This window comes from Companilactobacillus futsaii JCM 17355 (genome assembly GCF_001435505.1).
In the GTDB taxonomy this organism is placed as follows: Bacteria; Bacillota; Bacilli; order Lactobacillales; family Lactobacillaceae; genus Companilactobacillus; species Companilactobacillus futsaii.
This window is the reverse complement of record NZ_AZDO01000039.1, coordinates 1-13,826: the sequence shown is the minus strand read 5'-3', so window position 1 is coordinate 13,826 and position 13,826 is coordinate 1. Positions and strand designations below refer to the sequence as shown.

Genomic DNA, 13,826 nt, shown 5'->3' with positions numbered 1-13,826 from the left:
CTGACTGGTTTTTTAGGTTGATCGATAGGAGCAAGAAATTAATTTACGTCATTGAATGATGGGGTATTCAATGAATCGGGGAGATTATTATGATCCGTTGTATTTTTGGGCAAATTTAAGAAATGAGTTTTTTTCTCCTATCGCGTTGTAATTGGGAGTTACAACTTATCAACTGGATATCTAGAATAAGCATCTATGCATAGATAATTTATTCTATATGGGAGGCAAAAAATAAACTTTGAAAAGCTTATTCTAGACTTGGCAAAGTATATATTTTAGCCCCTCCTTCCTCTATGTTGGCGCTTTCTCTCATTGGTACATAGTCATTATAGCAAGATTCTTTTTATTTCACAATTCAAAAGCTCATGATATTTAATCGGAAAACTTCAAAGAATTAAGTAATATCAAGGAATTTACTCGCTTTTTTTGATAAAAAAGATTTTTTTAATAATTAGTTATTTTTTCACAAAGTTTTTGGAATATAAAAAAAGACGAAGATCAAAATCTTCGTCTTAATAAAGTCATTAGATTGATGGTGTACCGAACCACTTGATACGTTCGATAGTTGTATCAGTAATAGCTTTTGTACCAGGTGCAAGCAACTTACGAGGGTCATAACCCTTAGCATCTACATCTTGGTCGTGTCCAGCTTCGATATATTCACGAGTAGCTTTAGCAAAGGCTAATTGTAATTCAGTATTAACGTTAACCTTTGAGATACCCATTGAGATAGCCTTGATGATTTGTTCCTTAGGAATACCTGAACCACCGTGCAATACAAGTGGTGTGTCAATAACGTCAGCTAATTCCTTAAGACGGTCAAAGCTTAGTCCTTGCCAGTTTTCTGGGTAAACACCGTGGATGTTACCAATACCAACAGCTAGGTAGTCAACGCCTGTAGCAGCAAGTGTCTTTGCTTCTTCAACGTCAGCTAATTCACCGGCACCAGTAATACCATCTTCAGTACCACCAATTGAACCAACTTCAGCTTCAACAGAAATACCCTTAGCGTGAGCTAATTTAACGATTTCCTTTGTCTTTTCAAGGTTTTCGTCAAATGGTAGGTCATGTCCATCGAACATAACTGAGTTGTAACCAACTTCGATACATTCTTTGGCAGCTTCGTAGTTACCATGATCCAAGTGCATTACAACTGGAACTGTAATACCCATTGATTTGATTGTGTCTTGTACAAGGTGTAGACATAGTTCGTAACCACCCATGTACTTAGCAGCACCCATTGATGTTTGAACCAAGATAGGTGTTTGTGTTTCTTGGGCAGCAGCTAAAATACCACGTGTCCATTCCAAGTCGTTGATGTTAAAAGCACCAACAGCATATTTGCCTTTACGGGCATTGTTGAAAATTTCGTTACCGTTTGTTAAAACCATCGATAATCCTCCAAAAATTCCATTCATTATTTGAATACATTAATAATTCTAACTCAAAAGCCGAAAAATTCCTACAATTTTTATCAAACTATTTCAGTAAACGCTTACTTGAAATGAAAATAGCAGTAAAAGGCTATTAAGTAGAGGATAATTAAAAAAATTAAAATATACCACCAATATTTTTTGCCTTTTGACTTGATGAGGGTACTGTAAATTGCGATGACGACGAAAAATGCAATTAAGGTGGTGAGAATGCTTAAAATTATTAAAACTGGTAAATTTATCATGTTGGGATAACCGACCTTTTTTCAGAAAATAAGAGAAAACCTAACTACCTATATTAATACAGATATCTTTGATATACTGGAACTAATTTATTGAGGTGATAATTTTGAAGAAAATTAAAGTTATGACTGTTTTTGGTACAAGACCAGAGGCAATTAAAATGGCACCACTCGTTTTGAAATTAAAGCAAAATAGTGACCGTTTTGAAACTGTAACCGTCGTTACGGCACAACACCGTGAAATGCTCGATTCAGTCTTGGAGATTTTTAAAATCAAACCAGACTATGATTTGAACATTATGAAGGAGCGCCAAACTCTAAGTGGAATCACAGGATTAGTTTTGAAGGAACTAGATAGTATCATTGAAAAAGAAACTCCTGATATTATTTTAGTTCATGGTGATACAACAACGACTTTCAGTGCAGCTCTTTCAGCATTTTACCACCAAACAGCAATTGGACACGTTGAAGCTGGTTTGAGAACTTGGAATAAATATTCACCATGGCCTGAAGAAATGAATCGTCAAATGACTGATGATTTAACTGACCTTTATTTTGCTCCAACTAATGAAAGCAAGGCCAACTTGTTGAAGGAAAATCATCATGGTGAAAATATCTTTGTGACTGGTAATACAGCCATTGATGCTTTGAGAAGTACCGTTCATAAAGACTATCACCACGACATTTTGGACGTTATCGACCCTGACAAGAAGATGATTTTGATCACAATGCACCGTCGTGAAAATCAGGGTGAACCAATGAAACAAGTCTTCAAAGCAATGAAGAAAGTTGTTGCTAAACATGATGACATTGAATTAGTTTATCCAGTGCATTTGAATCCAGTTGTTCAACAAACTGCTAAAGATATCCTAGGTGGCGTTGATCGAATTCACTTGATTGAACCATTGGATGTTGTTGATTTTCATAATCTAGCATCTAGAAGTTACTTTATCATGACTGATTCTGGTGGTGTTCAAGAAGAGGCACCTTCATTAGGAAAACCTGTTTTAGTATTGCGTGATACGACAGAACGTCCTGAAGGTGTTGAAGCTGGTACCTTGAAGTTAGTCGGAACTGATGCTGATGTGGTTGAAAAAGAAATGACGAATTTGATTACTAATAAGGATGAGTATGATCGTATGGCTAATGCTAAGAATCCTTATGGTGATGGTAAAGCATCTGAAAGAATCCTTGATTCAATCAGCTATTATTTCAAACAAATCGATAAAAAGCCTGACGAATTTAAGTAATATTTTTGTAAAAGAACGGATCTCATCAGAGTGTAATGTATTTATATTCTAGGTGAGATTTTAGTTCTTTCTTAGGTTAGTAATAGTATACCGTCCTACATATCAAAGAAAATTTGGCTGGAACGTAGTGGGCACGACTTGGAGCCTTTGCTAAGCCCAAGTTCGGGCTCGGTATTATTCTAAGCAACAAGTTGCTAAGAATAATTTCACTACTGAGCCAATTTTCTTTGCTATTCCGGACTAGATAGAATTTTCTATTTTTATAGAATCAAACAAATAAGCATCTATTCAGATAATGACAGCCGTTAGTCGACTATATCTGAATAGATGCTATTTTTGACTTTGAATTATTTGAAATAAACAATAAATGACGTTATCTAGTCGGCAGCGTTCCAGCCAATCACAGGATTTGTGTGGAAGACGGAAATTTACATTGACCTAACTTATAGTGGATTTTTTAAATTTCATTGCGACTTTTTCGTTTTTCTTTGAGATTTTTAAGTCGTTCAATTAAGTGACGATTTTGATAATTAAAAATTAGTTTTGAAGAGAAGTAATTGAATAATCCCACTATTAGTTGGTCAATAGCTTTGATGATCAAATTGTTCCATGGGAAGATCCAAACTGCAACGATCATGAAGACATCATCGAAAATCAATGAGAAGATTCTTGAAACTAAGAAGTAAAAGCCTTCTTTTATTAGTTTTTTTGGGTTTTCGATTTCTGATTTGAAAACATATAACTTGGTTACAAAAAATGAAAAGAAGTTGGAAATAAACCAGGCAATAGTATTGGCTATCCACAATGTAATGTGGAAATAGTTGTGTGATAGATCAAAGATACCGATATTGATCAGTGATGCTAAGAAACCAAAGAAGCAATACACCAAAAAATTACGATATTTTTTAATTAATCCCATGACTAAAGATCCATTTCTTGAGCCTTTTTGTAAATTGATTCAGCAAAATGATCCAGATTGTCAATGTCATCTTGTTCGGGATCTAGTTCAACTTTGACAGATTGAGCACCTCTTATGGCACCAACTTGTTCAAAAATCTTGCCGAATTCGTCAACGGCACGACAGAAGTCCTCATAGAAAGTATCACCGGAACCACAGACTCCATAGACTTTGCCAGATAAATCTAAATCTTGCATATCATCATAGAAGTCTAAAGCCTCATCAGGAACGATACCTTGATCATAAGTATAACTAGCTACCACACAAATATCGCTATCTTCAAAGTCAGCTGCATCAGTTTGAGAAACTTCACTCATATCAACTTCGCAACCTAATTCCTCAAATTTTTCTGTCAGAACATATGCGATATCTTCATCATTACCAGTGATACTGGCAAATACGATTTTTACTTTTGTCATAATTAATTGTCGCCTCATTTATTTATATCTTGGGATATTATAGCAAATATTGAAATTAACAGCCATCCAATAAAAAAAACTATGACAATGTTATAATGAAAATAACATTTTTGAAGGGACATGTTAAAACGTGATTACATTAAAATCCGCAAGAGAAATCGAAGGAATGCAAAAGTCCGGAGAATTGCTTGCTAACACACATATTGGTTTGCGCGATATTATCAAACCGGGAATTTCCTCAATGGAAATCGAAAATTTTGCAAATGATTATATCGAATCTCACGGTGGTCGTCCATCAGAAAAGGGATTTGAAGGTTATAAATATGCTACTTGTGTCTGTGTCAACGATGAAGTTGCTCATGGAATTCCTCGTAAGAACTTGATTTTAAAGAGTGGGGACGTCTTAAAAGTCGACATGACCGTCAATTTAAATGGTTATGAAAGTGATTCTTGTTGGACTTATGCTGTTGGGGATATTTCAGCTGAGGACCAAAAGTTGATGGATGTAACTCACAAAGCTTTGTACTTAGGGATTGACCAAGCGGTTGTTGGCAATCGTTTAGGTGACATTGGTTATGCCATTCAACACTATGTTGAAGATGAAAACCACATGGGAGACGTCAGAGATTTGATTGGACATGGGATCCAGCCTACAATGCACGAAGCTCCTAATGTTCCTCACTATGGGGAACCAGGCCAAGGTTTAAGGTTACGTGAAGGTATGACGATTACAATTGAACCAATGGTTAATTTAGGTACATGGGAAATCAAAGATAAATTTGTCAAAGCCGACGGTTGGGAATATTTTGTTTCTGCCGATGGTACTGATTCTGCTCAATATGAACATACTATTGCCATTACTAAAGATGGTCCTAAGATTTTGACATCACAAGATCCAGAATACGATGCTAAATATTTACTATAATGTTGGTGAAATAATGGATGATAATAAACAGCAGGTGCCACTATTTAAGCAATCGGTAAAAAAGAAAGAGAAATTTATCGGTTTCGTTAAATATGTTACCCAAGCAATGAGCGACTCGAATGTACCCATGGCTTCAAAGGCAATCACATACTATATCCTGTTGTCATTGTTTCCGGCAGTTATTATTGTTGGAAATTTGATTCCACTATTACGATTAGATAAACCAACCGTGATCAGCTACATTGAATTCATTTTGCCAGACGATCTTCATCATTATTTTTTGCCGACAATCGTAAAGGTTTTGTCTAATTCTAATAGAGGTATCTTGTCAGTTGGTATTATTGTGGCTCTTTGGGCTATTTCTCGAGGTTTGAATATTGTACAAATGACCATGAATGAAGCTTATGGTTTGGATGTAAACAGTCTTTTTGTTGAAAAAACTTTCCTCAATTACATCATTCGTCGTGGTGTAGCATTTTTGATGACCTTAATGTTATTAGTTGTTGGGGTAGCAGCAATTGTAACGTTTACATTCGGACAACTTTTTTTGAATTGGCTAATTCCGGTGCTACATGTGAATTCGCGCTGGATTGATGAATTTGCGCGTTGGAAATGGCCGTTCGCTATTGTTATAATGATTTTGATCGTTTTTGCTTTGTTTTATTTTTTACCTAATATTCGTCTAAAATTTTATTACATAATAACTGGAACCATCATTACCAGTATTGGTCTTTTAGGTTTGTCCCAACTGTTCTCGTACTATCTGAAGTACTTCGGGGCAGCTTGGGATAATTACGGTACGATTGGTGCCATTATTGTGTTTTTGTTGTGGGTGAATATGTCAGTGACAATCTTTTTATTTGGAAATGCAATTAACGTTGCTTTTGCCGAATCACTCGGTGGTCCATATTTAAGGAAAAGTACTGGTCGATTAACTAGTTATTTGCAGTCGCATGAAAAGGAGAATAATTAATGAAAGTCAGAAAAGCAATTATCCCAGCTGCGGGATTAGGAACAAGATTCTTGCCAGCAACTAAGGCTCTAGCTAAGGAAATGTTACCAATCGTTGATAAGCCAACTATTCAATTTATCGTTGAAGAGGCTAAGGCATCAGGTATTGAAGATATTTTGATTATTACTGGTAAAAACAAGCGTTCTATTGAAGACCACTTTGATTCAGTACCAGAGTTGGAACAAAACCTTGAATCTAAAAACAAGACAGAACTATTGAAAGTCGTACAAGATACAACTAGCCTTGGGGTTAACTTGTATTACAGTCGTCAAGCTCATCCAAATGGGTTGGGAGACGCTGTTGCTCAAGCTAGATCATTTATCGCCGATGAACCTTTCGTAGTTATGTTAGGTGACGATTTGATGAAGGATAAGGTTCCTTTGACAAAACAATTGATTGAAGACTATGAAAAGACTCATGCTTCAACAATTGCCGTTATGAGAGTCCCAGAAAAGGATGTTTCAAAATACGGTGTTATTGACCCTGAAGGTGAAAATGAACCAGGCTTGTTCAATGTTAAACAATTCGTTGAAAAACCAAAAGTCGAGGAAGCTCCAAGTAATTTAGCTATTATTGGTCGTTATTTGTTAACTCCAGAAATTTTTGACTTATTAGCAACTCAAAAACCAGGTGCTGGTAACGAAATTCAATTAACAGATGCTATTGACCGTATGAACAAGACTCAACGTGTCTTTGCTCACGAATTTAAAGGCCAAAGATACGATGTCGGTAACAAGTTTGGTTACGTTAAGACTAATATTGAATATGGAATGACTCACCCTGAAGTTAAGGATGAATTAAAACCTTATATTCTTGATTTGGCTAAAAAAATTCAAGCCGAAGAAAAACCCGCAACTAAAAAATCATCAAAATAATTAACCGAGTAACAAACAGTCATTAGCGACTCTGAAACCAAAGAGTTGTTGGTGGCTTTTTTTATTATTGAAAAAAATTGGCATTTCGTAATATTTTCTTTTGTTGAGTAGAACTAAAAATTCCCAGTTTTTTAGGCCGTGTAAATTATTGGCCGTTTTGAGAATTACCTCGTCATCAACTATTTCAATATCAACGACTGGTAAATTCTTATCGGCAGTTTCTACGAAGATTCGATTATTTTTTTTAAAATCATTTAACAATAAGATTAAATCAATAGTACGCATAAGAAATTTCCAACACTTTTATTTGTTTTTCTTGCTTAATTAAATTATTATTAAGGCTTAAGGATATTTTACCAAGTTTGAAGGGACATGAAATATGGATCCAATAGTAATTATAGACGCAAAGAGAACTGCCATCGGCAAATTCAGAGGTCAATTCGCTGATTTGACAGCAGTTCAATTAGGAACACAATTAGTTTCTAAATTGTTAAAAAAGAACCATCTCGACCCCAAATTAGTCGATCAATTTATTTTTGGAAATGTTTATCAGACTGGTATGGGACAAAACACTGCTAGACAGATTGAACTAAATGCTGGTGGGCGTGTCGATGCTACAGCTATGACTGTCAATCAAGTTTGCGGTTCAGGAATGAAAGCTGTTTATGAAGGAATCTCAGCCATTACGATGGGTAATGCTGATATCGTTGTCAGTGGTGGAGTTGAAAGCATGTCAAACGCTCCGTTTTACGCACCAAGAACTGGCAAGATGGAAGTTTCTCCAAAGTTGTCTGACGCTTTGTTCAATGACGGTTTAAACGATGCTTTCAGTCACTTGCCAATGGGGTTAACGGCTGAAAATGTTGCTAAAAAATTCCATATCACTAGAGAGCAACAGGATGAATTTGCCTTGCAGTCACATCAAAGAGCTCATAAAGCAGAATCTAAACTAGCACGAGAAATTATTCCTATCGAAGTTAACGGCGAAGAAATCACAACGGATCAATCAATTCGTCCAACTACAACTTTGGAACAGATGGGCAAGTTGAGAACAGTTTTTGACAAAAAGGGAACTGTTACAGCTGGTAACTCCTCACCAATCAACGATGGAGCAGCTGCTTTGATTTTGATGAGAGCTAGTCGTGCTAAAGAATTAGGTTTAGATTATGTAGCCCAAATTACTGGTTACACAGAAGTTGGGATTGACCCTAACTATATGGGCTATGCACCTTATTATGCAATCAAAAAGTATTTCAAACGTTATCAAACTGACTTAGCAGATTACGACTTATTTGAAGTTAATGAAGCTTTTGCAGCCCAGGCAGTTGCCGTCGGTCGTGACTTAGAGATTCCTAATGATAAATTAAATATTTACGGAGGGGCAATTGCCTTAGGTCATCCCCTTGGAGCAACCGGTACGAGAATGATTGCTACTTTGATCAACTCATTGCAACAAGAACATAAGACGACTGGTTTAGCATCACTGTGCATTGGTGGCGGTATGGGCATGGCTATGGGTGTCGAACTTAATGAAAATCTATGAGTTAACTTTAGAACAAAGAATCGATTATTTATTAAATAATAATTATCTTAATAAAAGACAAGCTGATTTATTGTTAAAACGTCAGACTATCTCAAAAGATTTGGCTGATAGTTTGAGTGAAAATCAAATCGGTAGTTTTAGTTTGCCCTACGGATTTGCTACCGATTTCTTTGTTAATGGCAAGGATTATTTAGTACCAATGGTAATTGAAGAACCATCAGTTATCGCTGCAGCTTCAAATGGTGCTAAACGGATCAAGAATAGTGGTGGTTTCAAAACTTTCCCTTCTAAACGGATTGTTTATGGTCAAATCGTTTTAGAAAAAATTACTGATGATCATTTTATGCAATTAGAGCAAAATAGTTCTGAGATCTTTAACTTTGCCCAAAATGCTCATCCTAGCTTAATAAAGCGTGGCGGTGGCGTCGTGTCTTTGAAATTCAATCATTGTGATGAATTTACTGAAGTCGAACTAGGAATCGATACCGTTGATGCGATGGGTGCCAATATGGTCAATTCTATTCTAGAAAAGACAGCTCATAAAATCGTGGAATTAACTAATGATGATGTTTTATGTAGCATTTTATCCAATAGTGGACAAGGCCAAGTTATTACTGTTGAAGCACGAGTCGATTTTGCCCAATTAGGGACTAAAAAAATGACTGGTAAGCAAGTTGCTGACAGAATCGTCCAATTGTCCAGCTTTGCTCAAAAGTCCGTTAAACGAGCAATTACGCACAATAAAGGTATCATGAATGGCATTGATGCAGTTTTGTTAGCCACGGGAAATGATTTTAGAGCTCAAGAAGCAGCCGCCCACAGTTTTGCCTTTGAATCGGGACAATACCAACCATTCAGTGAGTGGCACCTAGAAAATAATCAATTAGTTGGAACTTTAAAGATGCCGATTGAATTAGGTAGTGTCGGTGGTGCTATCAGGGCGTTACCAATGGCTCAATTGAGTTTGGCAATTATGAAAATTAAAAACAGTCAGGAATTGCAATCAGTCGTTGGTGCGGTTGGTTTAGCAAATAATTTGTCAGCTATTAGAGCTTTAGTCACAACAGGTATTCAGGCTGGTCACATGGGCTTACAGAGTAAATCATTAGCAATTTCTGCCGGTGCGATTGGTCCAGAGATTCATGCAGTCGCTGATAAATTGAATCGATCTAAAGATTATACAATCAAGAATGCTGAAAATATTTTGAAAGAATTGAGAGAAAAATAATGGATATAGGTATTGATAAGATAGGTTTTTATGTACCAAAAGATTATATTGATATTGTTGAATTAGCTAAAAGAAGAGATGTCGATCCTAATAAATTTACGATCGGTATCGGCCAAGATAAACAAGCCGTTCCATTGCCCCATCAAGATGCTGTAACGATGGCTGCTAGTTCAGCTGATAGTATTTTGACAGATGATGATAAAAAAGCTTTAGGGATGATGATTGTCGGAACTGAAAGTAGTGTCGACGAATCTAAATCGACAGCTGCCTTTTTAATGGATTTGTTGGATCTACCAGAAGACATTCGTTCTTATGAAATCAAACAAGCTTGTTACGGAGCTACGGCTGGTTTACAAGCTGCTTATGATTTTGTCAGTTTGAATCCCGATAAAAAGGTCCTAGTCATCGCAACTGATATTGCTCGCTACGGAATCAAGACTCCAGGCGAAGTTACTCAAGGTGCAGGTTCAGTTGCCATGTTGATCAGCCAAAATCCACGAGTTTTGAAATTAAATCATGAATCAGTCTATATGACGAAAAATGTCGGTGATTTCTGGCGCCCAACTTTTTCTAAAACAGCCTTTGCAAGAGGAAAGTTTTCAAATGAAGTTTACGTTAACTTCTTCCAAACATTGTGGACTAAATTCCAAAATAAATATTCTGTGACAGCTGATAATTTTTCAACGATGCTTTTCCACATCCCTTACACAAAGATGGGAACAAAAGCTTTACGTACCATAGAAGGAAAAGTTTCCGATGAAAAATATGCTGAATTGACGAAACACTATCAAAACAGTATCAAATTCAGCCGAGATGTGGGTAATCTTTATACAGGTTCGCTTTATTTAGGCTTGTTGTCATACTTGGTTAATGGTGCTCAAGCTAATGAAAATGTCTTGATGTTCAGTTATGGATCAGGTGCAGTAGGTGAATTGTTCAGCGCTGAGATTCAACCAGATTTTGAACAAGTTATCAACAAACAAGCTCTAATAGATATGCTAAATAATCGTCAAAAAATCAGTATTGACGAGTACGAAAAAATTTATCAAATCGAGTATAAAAACGATACGATCGTTGATCCAACAACGATTAATGACAAGTTCTATTTGAGTGAAATCAAAGAAAATGAACGAATTTATAAAAAACTAAAGTAAAATGTTGTAAACGCTTTCTCAAGGTGTTATATTAAAGACGTGGTAAAGATGAAGTGTCAAGAACTGTAGCCCTAAAAAGATTTTGATTCAGAAAATGTTATCGTTTTCCAGGAGATGGTAGGATTAGTCTAGAACAAATAAAAATTAAGGTAGTACAGTTCAACGGCATTTTAGGAACTAGCGAAAAAAGTTAACATAAAATCGACCTAATTAACTAGTAGTCGCGCAAGCTCAATACATAGTTCGCTAGGATCCTATAGTTGGACTAACATAAAAGTGCATATTCATATATAGTAAGATATGTTTCAGGTAGTAAGATTCATTTAAAGTTTAGATTCATTTAACGTTGATGAAACTGCAGTAAATTTCATCTTACCACTTATATCTAACTAGGGACTCTCGATGATTGTAGAGGGTCCTTTTTTAGTATCAAAAAAATCCATACTGTCTACAGCATCAAAGTTGTAAACGGTTACGGAAGGTGCTATATTATAGATGTGGTAAAGATGAAGTGTCAGGAACTGTAGCCCTGAATGATTTTGATTAAGAAAGTTTTATCTCTGAAGTTTGGTAAGATTAGTAAAAAGCAAATGAAAGTTAGAGTCAGTACAGTTCAACGACATTTTTGGGACTAGTGCCAAAAGTTAACATAAGATCGACTTAAATTAAGTAGTCGCGCAAACTCAATACATGTTGCATTAGGATCCATTAGTTGAACAAGATACATGTGTTAGTAAAGTAAGATATGTTGCAAGTAGTAAGATTTAGAATTTAGATTCAATGTTTAAGTTTTAAAGTTGATGAAACTACAGTAAATTTCATCTTGCCACTTATATCTAACTGAGGACTCCCAGAGTGTGGGAGTTCTTTTTTTGTCTTTATATACAAATCAGCAATCTCAAGCAATAATCATTGGGTCAAAGCTAGAACTCGCTTTAGAATATGGTAAATATCAAAAGAGGCGAGTGGCCATGAAAAAGCTATTACAATTGATCTTGATTATTGTTGATCTCTGTATAATGATTACTGCGCCATTAGTCATTGCAATAATTGCCTTTGTGATTGGGATGTTATTCTTATTCCATTACATTTTTGATTTTGAAGAAAAAGCTGAACATACCAAAAAAGATTGAACCCCCTCACAGATTCAATCTTTTGTTTTGTCTATTTAATTTTAGCCAATTACTTGAACAGTAACGTTTTGACGACCAAATTGTAATGCTTGTGAATTAGGCATAGCGATGTCTAATTGGTTAGGATTGCTGTAAGCAAATAGTCCTGTATCATTAACAACACGGTCATAAGTATTACCACTACCGTCAGTAATTCTTAAATGTGTGCCCTTAGGGAATTTTGAAAGGTTAGCAGCAACACCGCTGTAGCCCATATTTGAACCTAAAACAGCAGGATCATAAGCTGTAGCTGACATTGTCAAAGTTTGCTTAACGTTATCGTTTGAAAGATATTCACCATTGATCCAGCGACTTTTACCAACATCGTACCAAGTAGTACCATTGGCATCAGTTTTGCTTTCATAAACGTGAACAGTAGAGCCACCGTTTACTGAACCAACATAACTTCCATTTGGTGCATCATAAAGGTTTACGCCACCATTACCTTTAACGTACATATCTTTATCTAAAGCAACTGCTGGAGCTTCAGTAGAAAGGTCAGTAGCAGCAACCCATGAGTTTGTGGCTACTTGATAATAAGTTACGCCACTAACATTAGTGATTTTATTAGTAATCCAAGCTGATTTGTTAGCTAGACTACGACTTGTTGTGGACATTGTATCATTTGACAATGAGTAAAGTTGTGCCCCATTGTTATTTGTAATATAGATAACACTACTAGTATCGATTGATGAAACTGCGGCATTAGCAGTTTGTACTTGTGTAGTAATTCCTACGAGTGCAAGTGTTGTAACTGTTAGTATGGATGCTGCAATTTTTTTGATCTTCATTATAAAACGATTCCCCCGAATTATAAAAACTTGTATTTGTTTTTATTAATTTTCTCAACGGAAATAATCATATAACGTCTAGACCAAGAAATGTTGAATATAACCCAACTGTAAATTAGTTATAACTGAACTGTAAAAGGTACGTAATAGTATTGAAATACAAAATAGTCAAAAAACATTAATTATTTTTCTGAATATTTTTTAATTCCTTCAAGCATGTCGTCAATGTTGTTGACCATCATGCCATTCATTTTGATCAAACCAATCGTATAATTGTTAATATATGCGAATGGATTTTCCCCGATAGTCTTAACGGCCTCAAGCTTTTCAGGGTTTTCAAAACCATGTTGACGTAGGTCAGTATAAACACCGATGACAGGTATTTCTTTACCGAAAGCCAGACCAATTTCTGAGGCCACGCCGTCGTCCATTGTGTCACCATCTAAGATAGCTACTACTAAGTCAGAAGAAAGAAGTTCTTTATTGTCTTCTTGAGCAATTTTAATTGAATCAGCGTAATTCATTTTGTCATTAATGTCGCCATTTTCTTGGGGAAGATAGACTTCGATGTTATTGTCCATCTTTCTGATCTTCTCAACTACATATTCGTTAAACATACGGTCAGCCAAAGCAAACAATCCGTTGGCAAAATAGATTTTCATTATTATTAAATCCTTCTTTCTTTTATCTGTTCTGTAATAGTTTAGCATGGATAAATATATAAAAATACCGAATAGCGAAACATACGCAATATACCATTTTTTATAAAAGGCAGATTGCAAGAAATAACCGAACATTTTTTAAAACTTAATATTTTCCATAAA

At 35.6% G+C, this 13,826-nt stretch carries 14 protein-coding genes; 8 read left to right on the top strand and 6 right to left on the bottom strand.

All coding sequences use genetic code 11. From position 1 onward, the window contains the following. Window positions 1-524 precede the first annotated feature (524 nt). Entirely contained in the window at window positions 525-1,391 is an 867-nt protein-coding gene (gene fba / locus FC88_RS03705) for a class II fructose-1,6-bisphosphate aldolase (protein WP_057812920.1), read from the bottom strand. Between the two features lie 391 nt (window positions 1,392-1,782). Here fba and wecB point away from each other — a divergent pair, with 391 nt between their 5' ends. After that, the gene (wecB, locus tag FC88_RS03700; RefSeq protein WP_057812918.1) at window positions 1,783-2,925 is read left to right on the top strand and encodes a non-hydrolyzing UDP-N-acetylglucosamine 2-epimerase; all 1,143 of its coding nucleotides are present in this window, start codon (window positions 1,783-1,785) and stop codon (window positions 2,923-2,925) included. A gap of 457 nt (window positions 2,926-3,382) precedes the next feature. On the opposite strand, the gene FC88_RS03695 is transcribed toward wecB, so the two are convergent. Both FC88_RS03695 and FC88_RS03690 read right to left on the bottom strand, forming a co-directional pair. Continuing rightward, window positions 3,383-3,844, bottom strand: a complete 462-nt coding sequence (locus FC88_RS03695; RefSeq protein ID WP_057812916.1) for a GtrA family protein — start codon at window positions 3,842-3,844, stop codon at window positions 3,383-3,385. Between the two features lie 2 nt (window positions 3,845-3,846). Beyond that, window positions 3,847-4,302 (bottom strand): flavodoxin, encoded by a 456-nt coding sequence (locus FC88_RS03690; protein WP_057812914.1) that lies wholly within the window; start codon window positions 4,300-4,302, stop codon window positions 3,847-3,849. A 130-nt stretch (window positions 4,303-4,432) separates the two neighbouring features. Between FC88_RS03690 and map the strand changes: the two genes are divergently transcribed. From map to galU, 3 genes are read left to right on the top strand one after another with little or no spacing between them, the layout of a single operon-like run. After that, window positions 4,433-5,227, top strand: a complete 795-nt coding sequence (gene map / locus FC88_RS03685; RefSeq protein WP_057812912.1) for a type I methionyl aminopeptidase — start codon at window positions 4,433-4,435, stop codon at window positions 5,225-5,227. Window positions 5,228-5,240: 13 nt separating this feature from the next. After that, window positions 5,241-6,200, top strand: coding sequence for a YihY/virulence factor BrkB family protein (locus FC88_RS03680; RefSeq protein WP_229239911.1), 960 nt, complete (start codon window positions 5,241-5,243; stop codon window positions 6,198-6,200). Then, window positions 6,200-7,114 (top strand): UTP--glucose-1-phosphate uridylyltransferase GalU, encoded by a 915-nt coding sequence (gene galU, locus FC88_RS03675; RefSeq protein ID WP_057812907.1) that lies wholly within the window; start codon window positions 6,200-6,202, stop codon window positions 7,112-7,114. The genes FC88_RS03680 and galU overlap by 1 nt, the downstream gene beginning before the upstream one ends. Here galU and FC88_RS03670 read toward each other — a convergent pair whose 3' ends face one another. Beyond that, window positions 7,115-7,399, bottom strand: a complete 285-nt coding sequence (locus FC88_RS03670; protein ID WP_057812904.1) for a hypothetical protein — start codon at window positions 7,397-7,399, stop codon at window positions 7,115-7,117. A 94-nt stretch (window positions 7,400-7,493) separates the two neighbouring features. Here FC88_RS03670 and FC88_RS03665 point away from each other — a divergent pair, with 94 nt between their 5' ends. From FC88_RS03665 to FC88_RS03650, 4 genes are all read left to right on the top strand, one after another. Continuing rightward, complete coding sequence (locus FC88_RS03665; RefSeq protein WP_057812903.1) at window positions 7,494-8,657, top strand: thiolase family protein; 1,164 nt, start codon at window positions 7,494-7,496, stop codon at window positions 8,655-8,657. Continuing rightward, window positions 8,644-9,885 carry a hydroxymethylglutaryl-CoA reductase, degradative gene (locus FC88_RS03660; protein WP_057812901.1) on the top strand — a complete coding sequence of 414 codons (1,242 nt, stop codon included), beginning with the start codon at window positions 8,644-8,646 and terminating at the stop codon, window positions 9,883-9,885. The genes FC88_RS03665 and FC88_RS03660 overlap by 14 nt, the downstream gene beginning before the upstream one ends. Continuing rightward, window positions 9,885-11,039: a hydroxymethylglutaryl-CoA synthase gene (locus FC88_RS03655; RefSeq protein ID WP_057812899.1), complete on the top strand. Its 1,155-nt coding sequence runs from the start codon at window positions 9,885-9,887 to the stop codon at window positions 11,037-11,039. Before FC88_RS03660 ends, FC88_RS03655 begins: the two co-directional genes overlap by 1 nt. 872 nt (window positions 11,040-11,911) lie before the next feature. After that, entirely contained in the window at window positions 11,912-12,172 is a 261-nt protein-coding gene (locus tag FC88_RS03650; protein ID WP_057812896.1) for a hypothetical protein, read from the top strand. Between the two features lie 41 nt (window positions 12,173-12,213). Here the strand turns inward: FC88_RS03650 and FC88_RS03645 are convergent, their stop codons facing one another. After that, window positions 12,214-13,002: an SLAP domain-containing protein gene (locus FC88_RS03645; RefSeq protein ID WP_057812894.1), complete on the bottom strand. Its 789-nt coding sequence runs from the start codon at window positions 13,000-13,002 to the stop codon at window positions 12,214-12,216. Between the two features lie 182 nt (window positions 13,003-13,184). After that, the gene (locus FC88_RS03640) at window positions 13,185-13,664 is read right to left on the bottom strand and encodes a nucleoside 2-deoxyribosyltransferase (protein ID WP_083484549.1); all 480 of its coding nucleotides are present in this window, start codon (window positions 13,662-13,664) and stop codon (window positions 13,185-13,187) included. Between the last annotated feature and the right edge of the window lie 162 nt (window positions 13,665-13,826).